The 23,336-nt window shown below is 32.5% G+C and carries 20 protein-coding genes; 16 read left to right on the forward strand and 4 right to left on the reverse strand.

The features are described 5' to 3' along the window. Positions 1 to 130: 130 nt before the first annotated feature. Entirely contained in the window at positions 131 to 1,399 is a 1,269-nt protein-coding gene (locus J5Y03_RS14405; protein WP_209406736.1) for a BaiN/RdsA family NAD(P)/FAD-dependent oxidoreductase, read from the reverse strand. Positions 1,400 to 1,560: 161 nt separating this feature from the next. Here J5Y03_RS14405 and J5Y03_RS14410 point away from each other — a divergent pair, with 161 nt between their 5' ends. Together J5Y03_RS14410 and J5Y03_RS14415 are read left to right on the forward strand one after the other, a co-directional pair. After that, the gene (locus J5Y03_RS14410) at positions 1,561 to 3,180 is read left to right on the forward strand and encodes a putative polysaccharide biosynthesis protein (RefSeq protein ID WP_209406690.1); all 1,620 of its coding nucleotides are present in this window, start codon (positions 1,561 to 1,563) and stop codon (positions 3,178 to 3,180) included. Between the two features lie 3 nt (positions 3,181 to 3,183). After that, a complete protein-coding gene (locus J5Y03_RS14415) occupies positions 3,184 to 3,909 on the forward strand; it encodes a pseudouridine synthase (protein WP_209406691.1) in 726 nt (241 codons plus the stop codon). Positions 3,910 to 4,023: 114 nt separating this feature from the next. Here the strand turns inward: J5Y03_RS14415 and J5Y03_RS14420 are convergent, their stop codons facing one another. Continuing rightward, a complete protein-coding gene (locus J5Y03_RS14420) occupies positions 4,024 to 4,224 on the reverse strand; it encodes a DeoR family transcriptional regulator (RefSeq protein WP_407648447.1) in 201 nt (66 codons plus the stop codon). Positions 4,225 to 4,788: 564 nt separating this feature from the next. Beyond that, positions 4,789 to 5,574: a sugar phosphate isomerase/epimerase family protein gene (locus J5Y03_RS14425; protein ID WP_209406693.1), complete on the reverse strand. Its 786-nt coding sequence runs from the start codon at positions 5,572 to 5,574 to the stop codon at positions 4,789 to 4,791. A gap of 408 nt (positions 5,575 to 5,982) precedes the next feature. Here J5Y03_RS14425 and J5Y03_RS14430 point away from each other — a divergent pair, with 408 nt between their 5' ends. The 14 genes from J5Y03_RS14430 to J5Y03_RS14495 all read left to right on the forward strand — a co-directional run bounded on the left by J5Y03_RS14430 (position 5,983) and on the right by J5Y03_RS14495 (position 22,835). Further along, a complete protein-coding gene (locus J5Y03_RS14430) occupies positions 5,983 to 7,077 on the forward strand; it encodes a transglutaminase domain-containing protein (RefSeq protein WP_209406694.1) in 1,095 nt (364 codons plus the stop codon). A gap of 18 nt (positions 7,078 to 7,095) precedes the next feature. Next, positions 7,096 to 8,625 carry an AMP-binding protein gene (locus tag J5Y03_RS14435; RefSeq protein ID WP_209406695.1) on the forward strand — a complete coding sequence of 510 codons (1,530 nt, stop codon included), beginning with the start codon at positions 7,096 to 7,098 and terminating at the stop codon, positions 8,623 to 8,625. Beyond that, the gene (locus J5Y03_RS14440) at positions 8,622 to 8,852 is read left to right on the forward strand and encodes a phosphopantetheine-binding protein (RefSeq protein WP_209406696.1); all 231 of its coding nucleotides are present in this window, start codon (positions 8,622 to 8,624) and stop codon (positions 8,850 to 8,852) included. Before J5Y03_RS14435 ends, J5Y03_RS14440 begins: the two co-directional genes overlap by 4 nt. Positions 8,853 to 8,867: 15 nt before the next feature. Beyond that, positions 8,868 to 10,460, forward strand: a complete 1,593-nt coding sequence (locus J5Y03_RS14445; protein ID WP_209406697.1) for an MBOAT family O-acyltransferase — start codon at positions 8,868 to 8,870, stop codon at positions 10,458 to 10,460. A gap of 10 nt (positions 10,461 to 10,470) precedes the next feature. Then, positions 10,471 to 11,538, forward strand: a complete 1,068-nt coding sequence (locus J5Y03_RS14450; protein ID WP_209406698.1) for an SGNH/GDSL hydrolase family protein — start codon at positions 10,471 to 10,473, stop codon at positions 11,536 to 11,538. A gap of 38 nt (positions 11,539 to 11,576) precedes the next feature. After that, a complete protein-coding gene (locus J5Y03_RS14455) occupies positions 11,577 to 12,122 on the forward strand; it encodes a hypothetical protein (RefSeq protein WP_209406699.1) in 546 nt (181 codons plus the stop codon). A gap of 52 nt (positions 12,123 to 12,174) precedes the next feature. Then, positions 12,175 to 12,906 (forward strand): cysteate racemase, encoded by a 732-nt coding sequence (cuyB, locus tag J5Y03_RS14460; protein ID WP_209406700.1) that lies wholly within the window; start codon positions 12,175 to 12,177, stop codon positions 12,904 to 12,906. A 366-nt stretch (positions 12,907 to 13,272) separates the two neighbouring features. Then, positions 13,273 to 14,799 carry an FAD-dependent oxidoreductase gene (locus J5Y03_RS14465; RefSeq protein WP_209406701.1) on the forward strand — a complete coding sequence of 509 codons (1,527 nt, stop codon included), beginning with the start codon at positions 13,273 to 13,275 and terminating at the stop codon, positions 14,797 to 14,799. 294 nt (positions 14,800 to 15,093) lie between these two features. Next, positions 15,094 to 16,497, forward strand: a complete 1,404-nt coding sequence (gene pepV / locus J5Y03_RS14470) for a dipeptidase PepV (RefSeq protein WP_209406702.1) — start codon at positions 15,094 to 15,096, stop codon at positions 16,495 to 16,497. A gap of 117 nt (positions 16,498 to 16,614) precedes the next feature. Then, positions 16,615 to 17,805, forward strand: coding sequence for an MFS transporter (locus J5Y03_RS14475; RefSeq protein WP_245208904.1), 1,191 nt, complete (start codon positions 16,615 to 16,617; stop codon positions 17,803 to 17,805). Further along, complete coding sequence (gene thpR, locus J5Y03_RS14480) at positions 17,802 to 18,362, forward strand: RNA 2',3'-cyclic phosphodiesterase (RefSeq protein WP_209406703.1); 561 nt, start codon at positions 17,802 to 17,804, stop codon at positions 18,360 to 18,362. The genes J5Y03_RS14475 and thpR overlap by 4 nt, the downstream gene beginning before the upstream one ends. 328 nt (positions 18,363 to 18,690) lie before the next feature. Next, positions 18,691 to 19,698 carry an NERD domain-containing protein gene (locus J5Y03_RS14485; RefSeq protein ID WP_209406704.1) on the forward strand — a complete coding sequence of 336 codons (1,008 nt, stop codon included), beginning with the start codon at positions 18,691 to 18,693 and terminating at the stop codon, positions 19,696 to 19,698. 65 nt (positions 19,699 to 19,763) lie between these two features. After that, positions 19,764 to 21,917, forward strand: coding sequence for a type I pullulanase (gene pulA, locus J5Y03_RS14490; protein ID WP_209406705.1), 2,154 nt, complete (start codon positions 19,764 to 19,766; stop codon positions 21,915 to 21,917). Positions 21,918 to 22,061: 144 nt separating this feature from the next. Next, positions 22,062 to 22,835 (forward strand): phosphotransferase family protein, encoded by a 774-nt coding sequence (locus tag J5Y03_RS14495; protein WP_407648448.1) that lies wholly within the window; start codon positions 22,062 to 22,064, stop codon positions 22,833 to 22,835. Between the two features lie 36 nt (positions 22,836 to 22,871). Here J5Y03_RS14495 and J5Y03_RS14500 read toward each other — a convergent pair whose 3' ends face one another. After that, positions 22,872 to 23,150 (reverse strand): YtzH-like family protein, encoded by a 279-nt coding sequence (locus J5Y03_RS14500; RefSeq protein ID WP_209406707.1) that lies wholly within the window; start codon positions 23,148 to 23,150, stop codon positions 22,872 to 22,874. Between the last annotated feature and the right edge of the window lie 186 nt (positions 23,151 to 23,336).

Genomic DNA, 23,336 nt, shown 5'->3' on the forward strand with positions numbered 1-23,336 from the left:
GGAATTAAATATCAGGAAGCTGTTCAGACAGATGTTTTATTAAAGCAAATTGATAGTTTTTCTCCGATAATCACACATGACCTAACGGATTTGTAGAATTCGTTAGGCCATTTTATTTTGAATAAATAGTTTACTGTTCTTTTACGTATTGTGCTGCAGAGGCACCAGCAATTCTTCCTGTTACAAAAGCTGCTGTAATATTATAACCACCAGTGTATCCATGGATATCTAATATTTCACCACAAAAATACAATCCATTCATCAACTTCGAAGCCATTTCTTTTGGATGAACTTCCTTCGTGGAAATGCCCCCACCTGTTACAAAGGCTTTTTCGATTGATAAAGTACCGTTTACTGTAAATGTAAATTGCTTACAAGCTTGGACAAGCTCTCGAATTTTTTGTGAATTAATTTCATTACATGGCTTGCTTTCATCAATTTTACATTGGTCTAATAAAAATAATAAATATCTTTCTGGAGCCAATCCTTTAAGTACATTTTTAATTGCTTTTTTTGGATCTTCTTTTACCTTCTTGATCGTTTCTTGAAACAATGTTTCTTCACTTATAGAAGGAAATAAATCAATTGTCATGTTTACATCTTTTGTTTTAAATTTTTGTTGAACTTTATACACAAATTGGCTACAACGAAGAGCAGCTGGACCTGAAACTCCAAAATGAGTAAACAGCATGTCCATTTTATGAGTAATAACTTTTTTTCCTTTAGGATTTAAAACACTTAATTCAATATCCCGTAATGCCAGTCCTTGAAGTGTTTTTTCTTGAATAAATCGCTCGTTTGAGGTAATTGGTACTTCAGTTGGAAATAATTCAGTAATTGTATGACCTGCTTTTTTCGCCCAAGCATATCCGTCACCAGTAGATCCTGTATGAGGAACAGATTTCCCGCCTACAGCTAAAATGACAGATTTTGTGTTAATGATCTTACCATCCTGTAATTGGACTCCAATAACTCTTCCATCTTCATAGAGTACTTCTTTTACAGAAGTATTTGTTTTTACTTGTACATTTAGTTTTTTTAGTTTGTTAATTAAAGCATTTACAACTGATTTTGCATCATCTGATACGGGAAACATACGTCCATGATCTTCTTCTTTTAATGCTACTCCCATTCCTTCAAAAAAAGAAATGATATCTTCATTATTGTATATTGAGAATGCACTGTATAAGAACCGTCCGTTTCCAGGGATATGTTTAATTACTTCATCAACTGGAAGTCTATTTGTTACATTACAGCGCCCACCACCAGAGATCGTAAGCTTACGTCCAAGGACATTACCTTTTTCGAGTAACAATACATTTGCTTCGTTTTCAGCAGCACTAATTGAAGCCATTAATCCTGCGGTTCCACCACCAATAACAATTACATCTGCATTCATTTTTTTCACTCTTTCTTTCCTACAGTTAATAACGTTAGGATAACATGAAAAGATAAAAGCACCAACTTTGTAACAAATTATTAATTTTTCTTTTTAGTTCGGTGTGGTAAAATACATTAGTTGGTTTGAAAGAGCTTCAAGGGGTTAGTAGGAGGAAGTATATGTCCGATTCAAAATTTCTAAAAGGCACACTGATTTTAACAGTGGGAACTTTTTTTATAAAATTTTTAGGTATGATCTATGTTATTCCTTTTTATCACTTAGTAGGGACACAGGGTGGAGCATTATATAATTATGGCTATAATCCTTACACAATATTTTTAAGTATTGCTACTGCTGGTGTTCCATTGGCTGTATCTAAATTCGTTTCGAAATATAATGCACTAGGACAATATCGTACAAGCCGGAAAATGTTTACATCTGGTTTAACATTATTAACAATTACGGGTATATTATCATTTTTAATTTTATATATTATCGCTCCGTACATTGCACCGGCCACAGATCCAAAATATGGGAATTCAACTCAAGATATTGTAATGGTTATTCGAATGACAAGTGTTGCATTAATTATCGTACCAATGCAAAGTATCATAAGAGGTTTTTTCCAAGGTCATCAGTCAATGGGACCTACTACGATGTCTCAATTAATTGAGCAAATCGTTCGGATTATCTTTTTATTAGGATCATGTTATTTAGTTATTAAGGTATTTCATGGATCAATTGCACTTGCAATTGGTTGGTCTACATTTGCTGCTTTCGTAGGGGCTGCTGCAGGATTGGGAATACTATTATGGTATTGGTTTTCTCGTAAGAAGTATTTAGATGAATTACTAGAAAAAGATACTACTGGTATTGATATCCCTTTATCAACAATGTTTAAAGAGCTACTTACTTATGCAATACCATTTGTATTTGTCGGAATGGCAATTCCTTTATATACACAAATTGACAACCAAACCTTTAATCATGCAATGATATCCATTGGAAAAGGTAAAATAGCTGACACTGCATTATCAATCCTAAACATGTATGCAAGGCAACTAAGTAATATCCCTGTATCTTTAGCAACTGCGTTTAGTTTAACATTAGTACCTACAATTACTAAGTTTTATATTGCAAAAGATCATAAAGGACTTCAGCGACAAGTATCGCAAATATTCCAATTAGTTCTCTTTTTGACTGCACCAGCAGCAATTGGAATGGCTGTGTTAGGATATCCACTTTATACAGCTTTCTTTAGCTCAAGTGATTTAGGCGGAATGCTATTAACATGGTGTGCACCAAACTCTATTTTCTTTGCATTGTATTCTATTAGTGCAGCGGTTTTACAAGGAATTAATAAACAAAAGCATGCTGTATTAGGTACGTTGTACGGAGTAATTATAAAAGCAGTGATTAATATTCCATTAATTAAATTGATGCAAGCAAATGGTTCAATTCTTGCTACTGAAATAGGATTTACGGTTTCAATCGTTTATATATGTATACAAATAAAAAGACAAGCAAACATTAGCTTTAATCTAATACTTCGTCGCTCATTATTAATCATGATTTTTGTGACAATCATGGCGATTGCAGTTAAAATTGTAGAAAGTATATGTTCTTTATTCCTATCGTATGAAGCAAGTAGAGGACAGGCTATAATGATATTAATTCCTAGTATTTTAGTGGGAATGATTGTCTACATTTACCTATCAGCAAAATCTGGTTTAATGGAAAAAATGTTAGGAAAAACAATCACTTCAAAAATGAAGAGAATAGTCTTAAGAAGAGGTTAATCTATGAGAATTGATAAATTATTAGCAAATATGGGTTATGGTAGTCGAAAAGAAGTAAAGGGACTATTAAAACAAGGCGTCGTAAAAGTTGGAGATCAGATTGTTAAAAGTCCAAAAGAACATGTTGATGTTGAGAAAGATGAAGTAACTGTACTTGGAGAGATTGTCGAGTACAAAGAGTTTGTCTACTTAATGATGAATAAACCTCCTGGAGTTATTTCATCAACAGAAGACTCAGAACATGAGACAGTTATTGATTTACTAGAATTAGAAGATTCAATTTTTGACCCATTTCCTGTAGGGCGTTTAGATAAAGATACTGAAGGATTGTTACTAATTACGAATGATGGACAATTAGCTCATCAGTTGTTATCACCGAAAAAACATGTTCCTAAAAAATACTTTGCAGTGATTGATGGGATTGTAACAGATGAAGATGTTACAGCTTTTCGTGAAGGCGTAGTTTTAGAAGATGGGTATAAAACAAAACCTGGTGAATTAACAATTTTAAAATCTGGAGAAACTTCTGAAATTGAATTAGTCATTACAGAGGGTAAATTCCATCAAGTTAAGCGTATGTTTGAATCGGTAGAAAAAACAGTAACATATTTACAACGCTTAGAAATGGGACCGTTAAAGCTAGATGAAACATTAGAACTAGGAGAGTATAGAGAGTTAACTGAAGAAGAGCTTGAACTCTTAAAACATGTTCATGATGAAAAAGAATAATGTGAAACTTCTATTAGTAGAGGACTTACTGCTCGTTATTACGGGATAAATAAGGGATTCGGACAAAGAAGGCTGTTTATTAGAATGCTAATAATACAGCCTTTTTTGTGTTCGTTATGAAGAAACCTTTACTTTCTTTCCTGTTATGGCCCACTTACCCCTACTTGGACTATAAACTAGATTGTTAAACTCTAATATGTTTAAATCTCGTTGAATCGTTCTAGGAGTTATGCCAAACTCCTCAACTAAATCTTTTGTAGAAACGGTACCATTTTCACTAATGTACATGTAAATGGATTTGATTCGCGTCAGCATACGAGAAGTTCCCGAATTCAAAATACCACTCCTTTACCGCTTTATGGTGCGCATAACAGGATGTACTAGCAGATCTATAATTTTAGGTAAGTTCTTATTCCATTTTACTCTATAATTATTAATTAATAACGAATTTTAAGTAAAAATTTATAAAAAATATTACTGTTTTGCGCAAACGTAACCATAAAATTATGATTACAAAATATTTATATTCTACAAAGAATGCTATTTTCCTTCTTTTTTCATGAATTTTTTATAAAAAGACTGATTAGGAAAGGACATAGTTTTTCATAGAATGTTATTAAAGACTTTACTAAGATATATAAAAATAATTTTTAAAGGCTGTTTTCGTATACATTGTTGCTATTACAGTATGTGTAAGTTGATTTCCACTCCAGGGTGCTCGCTTTCCTAGGGGCGTGAGCTGAGCCTCCTCGTCGCTATCGCTCCTGTGGGGTCTCGGCCTTCCCGCATCTCCCACAGGAGTCGAGCCCCCTTCCGTTCCAATCAACTACTGTCTATTAAATTAGAAAACCTAAAAGCAACAATCTTTAAAAAAAGAACCTAAAAAAATGTATCAATATTGATTAATGACTTCTTTAAAGCTTCACTAGTTTTAATTTCCAAAACGACAGAAAGATTATGTTTTTTTGCAAAATGTAATCTTTCGTTTATAGGAACATTGCCAGTGTATAGTGTTTGATGATCTCCATTTTCATTAAAGTCATGAAGATGCATGTGGGTAACCTTTTTAGCTAATTTCTCGAATACATTTGTTTCTCTAAAGTGACATTTTGCATCATGTCCTGCATCCCAAGTTAGATTAAAACCATCAAGCTCTTTAATAAGATCGATACCTTTTTTTACAAACGGAAGGAAGAAATTACATGTATTCTCTATACAAACCTTCACGTTATATTCATCGGCAAAGAGCAATATTTCTTTATAGGAATCTAGAAATAATGTAAGAAATTCAGCTTCATATTTTTCGTTTATCCAATATTTTGACTCTGGTAAAGTAAAATATATACCATTATTTATGTGCATATTTAAGATATTTATACCAGCAGAACTTGCCCAAAGTATAACCTCTTTACATCGATTAATATGACCTCTCCTCATTGAAGGCTGAAAAGAAGTTAAATCGAGTTCTTCAGGTAAATGAATCGTAAAATCTATTTTATGTTTCATCATAAGTTTTTTTAGTTTTTCAGAACTAATATATTCTGGTGTGAATATCGGAAGATTCATATTTAATTCAATAAAGTCCAAGCCAAGTTTACAGCAGAGGTTGATGTTTTCCTCTAATGAATCAAATTCAATTAATGTAGGCATTCCTAATCGGAACATTAGATTTCCTCCTTGTTTTTTTCTTTATTTGCTATTTATTAATGGTTAAAGAATAAAAAGAATAGAATTGAAATTCAAAAAATAAAATTTATAACATGGTTATCTTCCTAGAAAAAGCACTCATATGAGAGCTTTTTTTGCATTTTGCTCCAGTTTCGTTACTTAAACCGTATCACATCCTATTAAATTAATATAAACGTTTTTAGTGAATATCAACAATCTTGTTTAACAGAGCATATGTTAAAAAATAAGCATATTAAGTACAAGTAGAAAATACATTAACAGAGAATTATTTAATGATTTTGTACGAATGGAGGTGAGAAATGAAAGTGATGTTAATTCAAACTATCAAAGCATGCCTAAAATAGGCAGCCTTGATTAAATGTATAAACAGAAAGGAGTAATAAAATGTGGTCTAGGGTTGGAAGATACATAATAAGCTTGGTCATAATAAATAATCTCTTTTTTTTAGGGAATGTTGTACTACCTAATACTATTTTCTATATAAAAATGGTTAAAGGTGTTTCTGCAGAAGTAACTGATACTGAACCGCCAATAATAAAAGGTGCTCATGATCTTACAGTTTTTGTTGGGGACACAGTTTCTTATGGAACGGGTATCACTGTAACAGATAATACTGATAAACAAGTAGAATTAAAGATTGATAGTAGTGCAGTGAATTTAAATAAAGTAGGACATTATCAAGTTGTTTATAGTGCTACTGATCTCTCAGGCAATAAAACTTCTATTAGTATAACTATATATGTAAAGGCTGATACTGAACCTCCAAAAATAAAAGGTGTTCAAGATCAAACAGTTTTTGTTGGTGATCCAATTTCTTATAAAAAGAATGTAACTGTAACAGATAATAGGGATAAACAAGTAGAATTAAAGATTGATAGCAGTGCTGTGAATTTAAAAAAAGTAGGAGATTATCATGTTATCTATAGTGCCACTGATCTTGCAGGCAACAAAGCTACTGTTACCTCTACAATTCATGTCAAAAAAGTAGATGTAAAAACAGAGGTATTAAATAAAGAAGCAGATAAGGTTCTTGCTAAAATTACAAAAAATAATATGACCCAAATTGAAAAAGCTTGGGCTATTTTTAACTGGGCCAAAAAAAATATTGCCTATACAGGCCACTCAGATAAATCAGATTGGATGGCAGGTGCAATGCGTGGCTTTAAGCAGGGGAATGGTGATTGCTTTAATTATTATGCAACTTCAAGGATATTATTAACCCGTGCAGGCATCGAAAATCAAACAGTTACTAGAGTTGGTGGGAAAACACTTCATTATTGGAATTTAGTAAAGATTGGAGGTGGATGGTACCATTTTGACACTACTCCTACTAAGAAACCTTATACCGGTTTCTTGCGTACAGACGCAGAAGTAGCAGCGCGCTCTAAAATAATTAAGGGTTACTATAATTTTGATAAAACAAAACACCCTGCAACACCTTTAAAACCGTTAAAACAGAGAAGTGCATTTTTAAAATAACAAAGGAAGGTAAAAATAATGCAATATAATGTACTGGAGTATTTAGAGAATACTGTAAAAGGAGTTCCTAATAAATTAGCTTATGCGAATGAACAGTTTGGTTTCTCCTTTAAAGAAGTTTACAACCAGGGAAGGGCAATTGGAACCTTTCTATATCAACAAGGTGTTTATAAACAACCTGTCGTAGTTTTTATGAACAGAAACCCCAAAACGATTGTTGCATTTTATGGAGTTATATATGGGGGGAACTTTTATGTACCGATTGATGAAGAAATGCCTAGCTCACGTATAGAATTAATCTTAAACAAGATAAACCCAAGAGCTATTATATGTGATGAAGATTCTGAGAATTCTATAAAATCGTTGGGATATAGTGGAGCAATTTATTTATATGACGACATTATTAAAACGAATATAGAAGAAAAATCATTATTCAATATCCGTCAATCCTCTATTGATACTGATCCTGTTTATATTGTCTATACATCTGGTTCAACTGGTATTCCAAAGGGAGTAATAGCTTGTCATCGTTCAATTATTGATTATATTGAGAGTTTATCTGAGGCGTTGGATTTCAATCAAGATACGATATTTGGTAACCAAACTCCTTTATATTTAGATGCATGTTTTAAAGAACTTTTTCCTACTTTAAAATTTGGGGCAACAACTTTTATTATTCCTAAGAGTTTATTTATGTTTCCTATTAAATTAGTGGAATTCTTAAATGAATATAAAGTTAATACAGTCTGTTGGGTTGTGTCTGCTTTAACCATGATTTCTTCTTTTAAAGTGTTTGATAAGCTTGTTCCTGAGTATTTACATACTATTGCCTTTGGTAGTGAAGTCTTTCCTATAAAGCAATTTCATTTATGGAAAAAAGCTTGTCCAAATGCAAAATTTATTAATTTATACGGCCCTACTGAAGCAACAGGCATGTCTTGTTATTTTATAGTAGATCGTGAATTAGAAGAAAATGAAGTAATTCCTATTGGAAGACCATTTAGAAATACTGAAATATTATTACTAGACACCAATAATAAACCGGTGACTGATGGAGATGTTGGAGAAATATGTATTAAGGGCACTTGTCTTACATTAGGGTATTATCAAGACTTTGAGAGAACATATGAAGTATTTGTACAAAATCCTTTAAACAAAGCATACCGTGAATTAATTTATAAAACCGGTGATTTGGGTAAATACAATAAAAGAAAAGAATTGGTATTTGTCTCAAGAAAGGATTATCAAATCAAACATATGGGGTATCGCATTGAACTTGGAGAAATTGAAATGAATGTAAATTCAATTGAACCTATAAAAAGTGCTTGTTGTATTTATGATAAGAAAAAACAAAAAATCGTACTTTACTATGTAGGAGATATCGATTCAAAGGATATAGTAGTAATTTTAAAGCAACACTTGCCAAAGTATATGATTCCAAATCGAATAGTGAAGTTAGATCTGATGCCTTTAACTACAAATGGAAAGATTGACCGATTGTTCTTATCAGAATATGAATTTAACACAAAAAAGGAGACTAAAATATGAATCAATTAGTAGAGATATTAAAAGAATTACATCCTGATGTGGATTTTGAGAAGAATGAAAATTTGGTCGGTGATAGGGTACTTGATTCCCTAGATATCATAGCTCTTATTGCAGAGATTGATAGTGAATTTGATGTAGCCATCCCTGCAGAAGAAATTGTACCTGAAAATTTTAACTCTGCAAAAGCTATTTACGCATTAATTAGTCGCTTATCAGATGATATCTAATAAGGGGGGAGGACAATGCTTTTCACATCTTACCCTTTTCTAGTATTTATCGTTTTGTTATTTCTTGTTTATTATCTCATCCCTAAAAAATATCAGTGGATCCTGCTCTTAGGAGCTAGTTATTTGTTCTATGGATTTGCTGGACTTCATTTTTTATTCTTTATTATTGTAACTACAATTTCTACTTATTTGGTAAGTAAGAAAATTGGACAACTGGAACTTAGTAAATTAGATTATTTACGTCAACGTAAAAATGAACTGTCGAAAATAGAAATAAAAGAATACAAGACTTTAATTAAATCAAAAAAGTGGAAGTGGCTACTTCTTTGTTTGTTTATAAATCTAGGAATATTGGCTGTTATGAAGTACACGAATTTTACAATAGCTAATATTAACTATATTGCCAGAGCATTTGGTAGTGAAGGTCAACTTTCTTATTGGACAATAGCGGTACCATTGGGAATATCTTATTATACTTTTCAAAGTGTAGGATATATCATTGATGTTTACAGAGGAAAGTATTCACCTGAAAAGAACCCTTTTAAACTGGCGTTATTTGTATCGTTTTTCCCACAATTGATTCAAGGACCAATTAGCAGGTTTGACGATTTATCAAAAACACTCTTTCAAGAGCACTCGTTTGATAAAAGGAATGTGAAATTTGGACTACAAAGGATTATGTGGGGCTTTTTTAAAAAATTGGTCATTGCTGACCAGTTATCAGTCGCAGTTAATACCATATTTAATGATCCTGGAACGTATCAAGGAGCCTATGTATTTGTTGGCATGTTATTTTATGCATTTCAGCTTTATGCGGATTTTACTGGTGGAATAGATATCACTATTGGAATCGCACAAGTATTAGGTATTACAGTAAAAGAAAATTTTCATCGACCTTATTTCTCTAAATCAATCGCTGAATACTGGAGAAGATGGCATATCTCTATGGGTACATGGTTTAAGGATTATGTCTTTTACCCTCTATCTGTATCGCACCCAATGCTAAAACTAAATAGGTTTTCTAGAAGTAAATTTGGAGACGAGATAGGAAAGCGGGTACCAGTCTATATTTCGGTATTAACTTTATGGTTTACAACAGGTATTTGGCATGGAGCTAGTTGGAATTTTATTGTATGGGGTCTTACAAATGGTGTTGTAATTCTAATTTCGCAAGAATTCCATCCATTTTATAACTGGTTTCATACTAAATTTAAAGTAAAGCATACGTTTTATTTCCGCTTGTTCCAAGTTGTTCGCACGATATTGTTAATGAGTTCAATTCGGTTGTTTGATTGCTATGAAGATGTACCTTTGACATTCAAAATGTTTGGCACTATGTTTACGAGTTCTAATTACTTTGAATTGTTCAATGGGGCTTTATTGAAATTGGGATTATCAATTGATAATTATATCGTTCTCTTCTTTGGCCTACTGACAATACTTACTGTAAGTTTAATACAGAGAACTGGAAATGTAAGGATTAAACTTGAAGGAAAACCGATATTTGTGCGTTATGCTGTCTATTATATTTTGATTATTTCTATTATTGTGTTAGGAGCATATGGAATAGGCTATGAATCTAGCCAATTTATATACAATCGGTTTTAGGGGGATATAATTGAAAAAAAGGAAGCTGTTTACTGGATTTATTGCATTATTTCTATTAATAGGAAGCCTGTATATTTTACAAAGGCTACTTATGCCTAAATATATGTCAGGTATAGTTGAAGGCTCTTTAGTTGGAGAATACTATAAGGAAGATGTAAAAAAGCATGATGTGATTTTTATTGGGGACTGTGAAGTATATGAGAACTTCTCTCCAATAACATTATGGGAAAAATATGGAATAACAAGCTATATTCGAGGTAGTGCTCAACAGCTAATTTGGCAGTCGTATTACTTATTAGAAGAGACTTTAAAGTATGAAAAACCAAAAGTAGTAGTTTTTAACGTATTATCAATGAAGTATGATCAGCCTCAAAAAGAAGCGTATAATCATATGACTTTAGACGGTATGGAAATGTCTTTATCTAAATTAAAGTCTATTAAGGCTTCAATGCTGAAAGATGAAAATATAATGGATTATTTGTTCCCACTTTTACGTTACCATTCAAGGTGGGATAAGTTACAGAAAGAAGATTTCCAATATCTATTTAATAAAGAAAAGCTTTTTAATAATGGATATTATATGAGAGTTGATGTTAAACCTGCAGGATCAATTCCAAAGGCTAGGAAATTGCCAGATTATCAATTTGGGAAGAATTCATATGATTATTTGGATCGAATGGTCAAATTATGTGAAGAAAATGGGATTAAATTAGTATTGATAAAGGCTCCAACCTTATATCCGAATTGGTACGATGAATGGGATAATCAGATGGTAAACTATGCTAAAAAAAATAATCTTACATATATTAATTTTCTCAAATCAACGAAAGAAATCGGGCTTGATTATAATGTTGATACCTATGATGGTGGTTTGCATTTAAATGTATCTGGGGCAGAGAAATTATCTAATTATTTCGGTAATTTTTTAACGAAAACTTATCAACTTAAAGATCATAGAAATGATAAAAATCTTAAAAAGGTTTGGGAGAAAAAAATAGATTTTTATTATGCTATGAAAAAAGATCAACAAAAGGAACTTGCTGAGTATGGGTATTTAAAAAGATATGCTATTAAATAAGCAATGAGGAAAAAAATTGTAATGAGTGGGGGAGAAAAATGAAGAAAGTAAATTTACTTTTTGTAGCACTCATTTTAATTTTAGTTGGTTGCAGCTCTAAAGTTAGTAATGAGGTTAATCCAAAGGGAACTGTAAAAGCAGGAGTAGAACAAAAAACAGCTTCTCCTAAATCCTCTTCAGAAAAGAATGGATATAAATTAAAAATAAATGGAGTATCTATAGCAATGAATGCAAAGGCAGCTCCTATTATAAAACAATTAGGCAAGGAGAAGAATTATTTTGAAGCACCAAGCTGTGCATTTCAAGGGTTAGAAAAAACTTATTCATACAATGGATTTGACCTAAATACCTTTGAAAAGGACGGAGTTGATTATGTAGTAGGAATTGCGTTCACAGACGATACAATTGCAACTACAGAAGGAGTATCGTTGTTCGCCAAAAAAGAAGAGGTACTCCAAAAATATGGAAATGGGTATAAACAAAAAAACAATTCGTACACGTATAAAGCAGACGGGACAAATTTAATCTTTTTAATTGAAAATAATGAAGTAAGTTCAATTGAGTATAGAGGAACACTTGAATAATATAGTTATAATAGATTGATAATTCATAATATTTATTTAGTTGGGTGAAAAAATGGATTATAAATTAGGTGTTATCGGTGGGATGGGTCCACAAGCTACATCGGTCTTCTTTCAAAAAATCATTGAAAACACAGCAGCTTATAAAGATCAGGATCATATTAATATGGTTATTTTAAATCATTCAACTTTGCCGGATCGAACGAGTTTGATATTAAATCAAAAAGAAGAAATTTTAGAATATATATATAAAGATATACAACTATTAGAAAGTATAGGAGTTAATCATATCGCTATTCCATGTAATACAGTACATTATTTTTATAAAGAAATGAATGAGATTACAAATATATCAATTATTAATATGGTAGAAGAAACGGTCAAGAAAATTTATAAGTCATGTGGAAAACAAAGTAAAGTTGGTATACTCGCTACAAGTGGAACAATTAAAAGTGGAATATATAAAGAAGAATGTGAGAAATATGGATTAACTCTTCATATACCTAATGAAGAGTTTCATCAAAAAACGATGGATATAATTTATAAGGATGTTAAAGGTGAATTAAATACAGAGTCAAGTAAATTAGAAGAAATAATTGCTGACCTCATCCATCAGGAAGATTATAGCTGTGTTATTTTAGCTTGTACCGAGTTATCTTGTATTAAGCTAAGTGACGCTGTATTACCTTATTGCATAGATGCAATGGATGTATTAGTTGAAAAGGCTATTACTCTGTCAGGGAATAAATTAAAGAAAAAATCTAAAAGTGAAGTGCTTTCTACTTAGTTTGAGGGTCTAATTAATCATTGTTTATGCTGATAAAATCCATATGATTTAGATTAGAATAGGTCAAAGTTATTAAAATTATTAGTTTCTAAAGATAATCGCACTTTGTAGTGGGATTTCAGTTTGTAGGCTGAGTGGGTTTAAACCCTTGTCTACAAGCTTTTTTTATTGGGTTGAAAATCCATGTTATCAAAACGATGGGAAATTAGCTTTAAAAGACATAATACCTGCTAAAAATATGAAATAGAATCATAGAAATTCGAATAAAAATACTTGTTTTTACTAAATGTAAAAATTAAAAATACATGATTTTTCCTTTTGTTGGAAAAATTAAGTAATAGACGAAACGGAATAGGAGGAACTGCTATGTTCGAGAATAATGAACTACCGCAATTTCCTGAGCCATATTGGAGAGCTTCTACAGAATTTCAATCCTTTTCTAAACTAACATCAGATATTGAAGCTGATGTAGCGATTGTTGGTGGGGGAATTACTGGGATTACAACAGCGTATTTGCTTGCAAAAGAAGGGGTAAAAGTTGCATTAATCGAAGCCGGAAGTATATTAAATGGAACAACTGGTCATACAACAGCAAAAATAACTGCCCAACATGACCTAATTTATGATGAGCTTATTCAAAAACTTGGAGAAGAAAAAGCAAATCTATATTACAAAGCGAATGATGAAGCGTTACAGTTTATTAAAAATAAAGTGAATGAATACAAGATTGATTGTGATTTAACAGCAGAGGATGCTTATATTTATACCAATTCTGATGACTATATTCGCAAACTAGAGAATGAATACAAAGCTTATGAGAGATTAGGAATTAACGGTGAATACGTGAAAAGCACCCCGCTTCCGTTTGAAACGGAAGCAGCAATCATTATGAAACAACAAGCACAATTTCATCCCCTTAAGTTTTTAAACAACTTGATACCTTCTATTCAAAATGCTGGAGGATTGATTTATGAAAATACAACAGCAGTTGATATAGAAAAAGCTGATAATCCACAAGTTATTACAAGGGATGGTCATAAGATAACATGTAAGCATGTCATTATTTGTTCTCATTTCCCGTTCTATGCGAATGGACTATATTTTACAAGAATGTACGCTGAAAGATCCTATGTACTTGCGGCTAAAACAGAAGTAGATTTTCCAGGAGGCATGTATATAAGTGCAGAACAACCAACACGTTCGCTACGGTATACAATGATGAATGGGAAGAAGCTTGTTCTTATTGGTGGTGAAAGTCATAAGACTGGCCAAGGGATATCCACAATTAAGCATTACGAGGCACTACAAGTCTTTGGAGATAAATATTTTGGTATTAAGGAAATCCCATATCGATGGTCTGCTCAAGATTTAATTACGTTAGATAAAGTTCCATATGTAGGCCAGATTACAGCGAATATTCCTAATATCTTCGTAGCAACAGGGTACCGAAAATGGGGGATGACAAACAGCGTAGTCGCAGCCTCATTATTACGAGATACAATTATGGAAAGAAATAATCCATATTATGATCTTTATTCACCATCTCGATTTAACGCTGATCCAAGTGTGAAAAATTTCTTTACTTTAAACCTTGACGTTGCGAAACATTTAATTGAAGGAAAACTAGAATATGCTTTTAGAAAGCCAGAGGATTTAGTAAACGGTGAGGGTGCTGTTGTAAATGTAAATGGGAAAAGAGCGGGTGCTTACAAAGATGAAGATGGAGTAGTACATATTGTTGATACAACATGTACTCATCTTGGATGCGAGCTAGAGTGGAATAGTGGAGACTGCACCTGGGATTGTCCTTGTCATGGATCGCGGTTTTCTATTAAAGGTGATGTAATAGAGGGACCTGCAGAAAAACCATTAAAGCGTATTGATGAAAGATAAATCCTCTAATGGATTGTAGCTTGTAAAAATTTGATTTCGGATCGGGTAACAAAGTTTTATTCTAAATGAAATTGTTTTTTAAATAGAGGAATACAAATAAATTGAGAAGTGATTTATTTGTATTCCTCGTACTTTTTCAATCGCTGGGAAGTAGTTTTCCTTGATGGGCTATCTCTAATTTTTTTCTCTTCCCATGGTATTTCCTCCAATGCCTTCCACGGCTAAACAAGGCTCTTACGCTTTTCGTGTAAAAAGTGTTAATATATTAATAGTTAGAAATAGGAGGTATTTGTTATGAGTAATGTGAATTGGATGGAAGAGGTTTTAAAGCGTAAAGATGATTTTTTAAGAGAAACAAAGGAATTATTAGATATTGAGAGTGTTTATGATGAGGAGACAATCTCTGAGGGTGCTCCGATGGGGAGAGGTATCCAAAAGGCTTTAGACTATATGTTAAAGCTAGGAGAGAAAGATGGTTTTACTCCTAAAAATGTAGATGGCTATGCAGGTCATTTAGAAATGGGTCAAGGAGAAGATCTTGTAGGAATTTTATGTCACTTAGATGTTGTTCCTGCTGGTGATGGATGGTCACATGATCCTTTTGACGCAATTGTGAAAGACGGCAAAATTTTTGCTCGTGGATCAATTGATGATAAAGGGCCAACAATGGCTGCTTATTATGCAATGAAAATTGTTAAAGAACTTGGCTTACCAATGAATAAGCGTGTTCGAATGATTTTAGGTACAGATGAAGAGAGCCAATGGAGATGTGTGGATCATTATTTTGCAAAAGAAGAAATGCCGACAATGGGATTTGCTCCTGATGCAGATTTTCCAATTATTTATGCTGAAAAAGGGATTCTTGATTTCCGATTTAAGCAACAGTATTCTGGAAATGAAAATAATGGAGATTATACTTTAACTTCTTTTTCGTCTGGACGCCGTGTAAATATGGTACCTGATTATGCAAAAGCTGAAGTAAAAGGTGCCCCTGTTTCAAATGAGGAATTTCAAGCATTTTTAAGCAACAAAGGATGCACAGGTTCTATTACTGAAGAGAATGGATCGCTAATTTTTGTTGTTGAAGGCGTATCGGTTCATGGAATGGAACCAAATCTAGGGAAAAACGCAGGTATTGCACTTGCTACATATTTAAATAAACTATCTTTTAATACTCAAGCTGCTGAGTTTTTAAATTTTGTTACAACTTATTTTGAAGACGATTCACGTGGTAAAAAATTAGGTGTAGCATTTAATGATGATATTACAGGTGATTTAACAATCAATCTTGGTATTCTTCAATATACGAATGAAAACGGTGGGGAATTTGCTTCAACACTTAGATATCCTGTAACAACAGACATTAAAAATGTTATTTCTACATTAGCAAAACGTGCAGAAGAAACTGGATTTACATATGTAGAAGGAAAGAATTCAGGTCCACACCATGTACCTCAGGACCATCCATTAATTCAAACACTTCAAAAAGTGTATGAAGAACAAATGGGAGAGGAAGCAAAATTACTATCTATTGGTGGAGGAACATACGCACGTTCATTAAGTGCAGGTGTAGCGTTCGGTCCGTTATTTTTAGGTAAACCTGAAGTTGCCCATCAAAAAGATGAGTATGCGGAAATTGATGATTTATTAAAAGCAATAGCTATTTATGCTCAGGCAATTGCGGAGTTAATTAAATAAAACAACAATAAATGAGAAAGACTGTCCTAAAATAGTAATTTATTTAGGACAGTCCATTTTAATGTTGTCTTTATCATTTTTTTAGTTTTACAAAGGTGTTTTGAGAGGAGAAAAAATTTGAGTTTAACAACTAGAAGTAAAAATGTCACCATGATGATTTTTCAGTTTTATTATTTTTGTATCTATTTTGCGATAGGATCTACGTCGTCGCTTTTGTCCGTTTATTTTAAAGACCAACTTCACTTGACCACAAGTCAAATTGGATTATTAATGTCACTTAGTCCAATTGTTACGATATTTTCACAACCATTATGGGGGATGTTGAGTGACTTAACTCAAAACCCTAAAAAAATGTTACTCATTGGACAGTTTAGTTCGATCTTAATTGCTTTAATGTATTCAACTGTAAATTCTTTTTCCATTTTAGTTATTATGGTTATTTTACTAGCAATTTCCCAAAGTGCATTAATACCTTTGTCGGATAGTATCTCGCTAACGTATATTCAAAAAATTGGTGGAAATTATGGTTCTATCCGTTTATTTGGTTCAATCGGTTTTGCAGTAGCTGCGTTAATTTCAGGTGAGTTAGCAAAAAGTTATGGACTGATTGTTATTTTTTATATTTTTGCATTTCTATTATTTGTAGGTATCTTGATTGGATTTTTACTTCCTTCAGCTACACCAACTACTAAGAAAACCTCCGTTATTAAAGGGTTACCATACTTGTTAAAACAGAAAAAATTTGTTTTATTCCTATTTTTTGCCTTTGTCGTGTTTGGTCCAGTAAATGCAAATAATACGTATTTTGGTCTTTATATTCAAAATCTAGGGGGAACACTAACTGGGGTAGGCATTGCGTTCTTAATTTCAGCGGGAAGTGAAGCACCTTTTATGCAGTACGCAAAGAGATTGATTTCTCGTTTTGGCATGTATAATATTTTATTGCTATCTGCAGGTGTATCTGCATTACGCTGGGTACTTTATTTTACTGAACCTCCTTTAATACTGGTCTATGTTTCATCGATATCTCAAGGTTTAACAGTAGGATTATTCATTCCTGCTGCTTTACAGTATGTTAAACAACTAGCACCACAGGAACTCCAATCAACTGCTGTAACACTTTATGCATCTTTTGGCCTAGGTTTAGGCGCGTGGTTTAGTACATTTATCGGAGGCTATTTATCTGATTATTATTCAATCCATGCTATTTATATCCTTTTCGCCTTGCTTAGTTTTATTGGAGTTGGAATTATGTTATATCTTAAAAGTACTTCTAAAATTCCTAGCAAAGAGGAGATTGCTTCGTGAGCGGACATTATTTTATAGCTGTTCCTTTATCGAATGATCTAAAAACAGAATTATTTCATCTATCGAATGTTTGGAAAGGTAAGCTTCCATTTAAAAAATGGACTGCCGAAGAAGATTTTCACATTACATTAGCATTTTTAGGCCCTGTTGAAGAGGATAAAAGAAAAGAGATTGTTGAAGAAATTCAGCAGTCTCTCTTATCTATTGAATCCTTTACACTTCAACTTGCAGATCTTGGCCATTTTGGACCTTCAAAGAATCCAAGTGTTTGGTGGGCTGGAGTACAAAAAAGTAAGGAACTAGATGAACTTCAAAAAAATGTTTCGTTGTCATGTGAAAAGGTCGGTTTTCAATTAGAAAAAAGACCGTACAAGCCACATATCACACTTGCTAAAAGATTTAACCTTGCTTTTAAGGATGATTTTTCGATTCCTTCAACTTTGGACATAAAAAATAAAACAATCGAAGTTTCCTCTATTGTTTTATATCAAATTTATCCAAAAAGTACACCGAGTTATCAAATAGTTGAAAAGTGGAATCTAGAAGGTGAAAAATAGAGTATTTCAATTATTTGTAAGTCAGAATTTTTAGTATAACTGTTTATTTACAACATTGGGGAGTCATTAAATAAGGATCTTTTCTAAAAGATTGTTGCTACCCGAGATTTTAATTTTAAAGACAGAAGTTGATTACAGCGGAAGGTGCGAGACTCCTGTGGGAAAAGCGGGAAGGCTGAGACCCCGCAGGCTTGCCGAGGAGGCTCAGCTCATGCCCCGCGGAAAGAGAGTATCCTTGAGTTGTAATTAACTAACGCATTCTAAAATAGCAACAATGTATACGAAAACAGCCTTAAAAAAGATAGAATTGATACAAAGGGGAAGGGAAATGGCACAACTCATTAAACTACTAGATTATCCATCAAGATACGAAGGAGATCTATTTCATTATCCAAGCCAATTTGTAGTATTAAAAAGACAACAATGGAAAAAAATTAATAATGCTTGGCTAACTGGAAATTGGGAAAGCTTGAATGAAGAAGAGACTTCTGAAGTATTAGTTGAAGATATTCAACCAAAACAAATTTCTGATGTTGAAATAAAATCGAAAAAACAACAATTTTTCCAATTTTTAAATAAGGTTAAATTTTCTAGAAAAAAATCGACTGAAGAAGCTGAAGAAGTTGAGAATGTCACACCAAGTGATGAAATATCAAGTATTTTAGAGGTATTTCGTGTTGCAAATGAATATTTTACTGAAAAGGAACTCAAACAAAAGTTTTTAGATGAATTTTTTAAATTTCAATTAAAATGGGCAACATCCAGAATGATTGAAGAAAGTGAGATTGACCGTAAAATAATCTTTGATGATAATTTGCGTTATTTCTTACAATCGTTTCCAGACAATTTCCTTGTATTATACCAACCAGTATTATATGTCGGGAAAGCTCCAATTGAGTTAGAGGTAATTATTGTTGGACCAGTCGAAACGTTATGTATTTCGATTATTAATGGAGAAGAAAATCATGTAAATATCTACAATAAAGGTAATTTTTGGACGCAAAAAATGCTTCAACGAGAGAAAAAGATTGTTAATCCGATCAATGGATTAAACCGAATGGTAAAACTTGTGAATCAAATCTATAGGAAAAATGACATTGTGAGCAATGTTAGAAAAATATTGTTGTGTAAATCTGGCTATATTGACTACTTACAAGCTCCACATGAACTTGAATTGATTGATAAGCGAAATTATCAAGATTGGCATGAGCAGATTATCAATACATCATCACCAATTAAATTAAATCAATTAAAAGCTGCACAGTCCATTTTAAGTTTATGTGAATATACTAATCATATCGAATTGGTTAATAAGGAGGCAGGAGAAGAAGACTAATTGATATTCTTCTTCAGTTTTTCTTTTGATGTTCAGATAAAGTTTTTACAGGATGGTGAAAGACTTTGTTTCGTATTCATCGGGATTTTGAAGCATATATGGATCAATTTCAGGAAATAACATTGATCATTCCAAGAACATACTATGGTGGGGTATGTTCTTCTTTCACTTTACTGAAGAATGGCCAAGAATATGAGCAATTACAAATAACAAATAAAATAGATTATGATTCATTTGTAAAATATGTTGTAACATCATCAAATCCGCTTTCTCTTGAAGAACGATATGATTTACAAGATGAACGAGAGAATAAGACTGATCTTCAGGTTGGTGGAGTAATACGCTCGCCATTATTTGATGAGAAATATGCTTATGATGGGGAAGATTTAGGTGCTACTTATTCAAAAAATAGAACTATTTTTAAGCTATGGGCACCAACAGCTTTTAAGGTTCGTTTACGTATCTATCTTGATTCGAACGAAACATACATCGAACATTATATGAATCGAACAAGTAATGGTGTATGGGAATACGAGATAGAAGGAGACTGCGAAGGATTTATCTACACATTTTTAGTATGTGTAAATTTAATTTGGCGTGAAGCGGTTGATCCTTACACGAAAGCGGTTACAGTGAATGGTGAACGAGGAGTAGTAATCGATTTATCAAAAACATCTCAAGTTGAAAAAATAAAGCTAAACGTTTCTAATGTACCAACGGATTATATCATTTATGAAACAAGTATAAGAGATTTTACTTCTTTTCCTTTAAGTGGTGTAAAGCTTAAATCAACTTATGACGGATTTATTGAAGAGGGTACAAAGTATAAGGAATTTTCAACTTGCTTTGACTATATTAAAAAACTTGGTGTTACACATATCGAATTATTACCTTTTTTTGATTTTGTAGGCATTGATGAAACAAAACCACAATTACAGTACAACTGGGGGTATAACCCGCTAAATTTTAATGTACCAGAGGGAAGTTATAGTTCAGCTCCAACTAATCCTTCACAACGAATTGTTGAATTAAAAAAACTACTATCAAAATGCCATGAAAATGGATTACAAATCATTATGGATGTTGTCTATAATCATGTGTATGAGTTAAAAAATAGCCATTTTGAAAAGATCGTTCCAGGGTACTATTTTCGCCAAGATGAAAGTGGTCTTCCTGCAAATGGAACTGGGGTAGGAAATGATTTTGCTACTGAACGGATGATGGCAAGAAACTACATTATTCATTCACTGAAATTTTGGTTAAAAGAGTATGATTTAGACGGATTTAGATTTGATTTAATGGGTATATTTGATATTGGAACAATGAAAATGATAGAAAAAGAATTACGTGATCTGAAAAAAGGAATTATTTTATTTGGTGAAGGATGGGATTTAAATACCCCGCTTCCACCAGAGAAAAAAGCTATAATTGCTCAAAGTCATCAACTTCCTACAATTGGTTTTTTTAATGATCGATTTCGTGACACAATAAAAGGAAGTACTTTTTCGATACAAGAATTAGGGTTTATTAGTGGTCATAACAGTAATCCAATGAGGTTAGTTGATTTATTAGCGGGAAGCGTTGGTCTTGGAAATCAGTTAAGTTTTTTTTCTTCTCCAATCCAAACAATTAATTATGTTGAATCTCATGATAACCATACACTGTGGGATCGATTAACACTAACAGAAAAAAATGAAGAAATTCTGATTATAAAAAAACGTCATTTACTTGCAACAGCAATGGTAATATTATCAATTGGTGTTCCATTCATTCATAGCGGGCAAGAATTCTTTCGCAGTAAAAAAGGTGTAGAAAATAGCTATAATGCAGGGGATGTAATTAATTCGTTAAATTGGGAAAAAGCGGAGCAAGAGCAAGAAGCGATAGAGTATGTAAAAACTCTAATAAGCATTCGGAAGAAATTTAATGCGTTTAGACTTTCTACTAAAGAAGATATCCTAAAATATGTAAGTCCATATATTGTAGACAATTCAGTAGTGGGATTACATTTTAAACAATTAAAAGAACTTGATGAAATAGAAGAGTTAATTGTATTATTTCACAACGGAATAGATCATAAATTGATTCCGTTTATACAAAATGGAAAATGGGAATATTTACTAGCGGATGGGAAGTTGCAGGAAAAAGGTTCACGCATCATTGAGAAAAACAGTTTAGAACTTGCACCGATTTCTTGTACCATTCTTGTTAAATATTAGCAATGTCTTGCACAATACAAGTAAACCATGTAAGATTATAAAGATGGCTTATTACAAGTTTTGTAATAGGCTATCTTTTCTTTTTTGATATTGATTAAACGCTAAATATAACATACAACAAGGAACGGAAGAACAATGGACTTGATTAAAGAAATGTTAGGAAATGAATGGACAATCTCACCTGCTGGTGGTTCAACTGGTGAGGCATATATAGCTGAAAACGAAGATAAAACACTATTTCTTAAACGAAATTCTTCGCCTTTTTTAGCAGTATTATCTGCTGCTGGTTTTGTTCCGAAATTAGTTTGGACAAGAAGGCTTGAAAATGGAGATGTATTAACTGCTCAGGAATGGGTTGCTGCAAGAAGTCTTGAACCTAAAGAAATGGCTTCTGAAGAAGTAGCAACATTTTTAAATCGCATTCATTCTTCTAAAGAATTGTTGTATATGTTAACGAAATTAGGAATAAGTCCTTTAGAACCTAAAGAATTGCTACAAACGATTGTAGATAATTTAACTGAGGAGTTTGCAAATCATAAAAGCGTTATAAGAGGACTAGAGTATCTAGAAAAAAATATGCCAACGTTCAATCCCGACGATCTTGTCGTATGTCATAGTGATTTAAATCATCATAATTGGCTTTTAACAGAAACAGATGATTTATTCTTGATTGATTGGGATGAAGCAATCATTGCTGATAAAGCATTTGATTTAGGAATGTTTCTCGTAACATACATTGATCAACAGGATTGGGAACATTGGCTTTCACTATATGGCATCTCTTTAACAGATGAATTAACCAAACGAATGAATTGGTATGTAGTTGCTCAAACAATTATTTGGTTAAAAGATTATTCGCTTAAAGAGGATGATAAACAAGCGAATAAAATGGAAAAATTACTTGAAAGAATAGTATAAAATGACAGTGTAGCATTTCCTCGGAAATTGTCATTCTTAAGAATATTGATCAAAATCATTAACCCATTGTGACAATTGTTGTTGGTGATTTGAGATGTGCTGGTCTAAATCAGAAGAATATTTTCCTGATTGACTATAGTAATAAATGTCACTTAACGTACTTTTTACACTCGCATCTAGTTGATCGTTGTTCATAAGTGATTGAATAATTCTTTCTAATTGTTCACACTCAGATACGGTTCCACAACAGTCAGATTGATGATTTGTTAATATATCTTTTAAAATGGTCATTTGATGCTCATGATTTAATGGCATAAAATACACATCCTTTCTTTTCTAAACACTTATTATTGTTTGTTTAGAGGGATGAAAATATACAAAAGCATACTTATACCGAGTGCTAGAATGTACTTGGTTTTTTATTTGAGTTTCGATACATTGTTGCTATTTTAGAATGCGTTAGTTGATTCCAACTCCAGGTCGCTCCCTTTCCGTGGGGCG

Origin of the sequence: Gottfriedia endophytica, assembly GCF_017814275.1 — a bacterium.
GTDB lineage: Bacteria > Bacillota > Bacilli > Bacillales > Bacillaceae_G > Gottfriedia > Gottfriedia endophytica.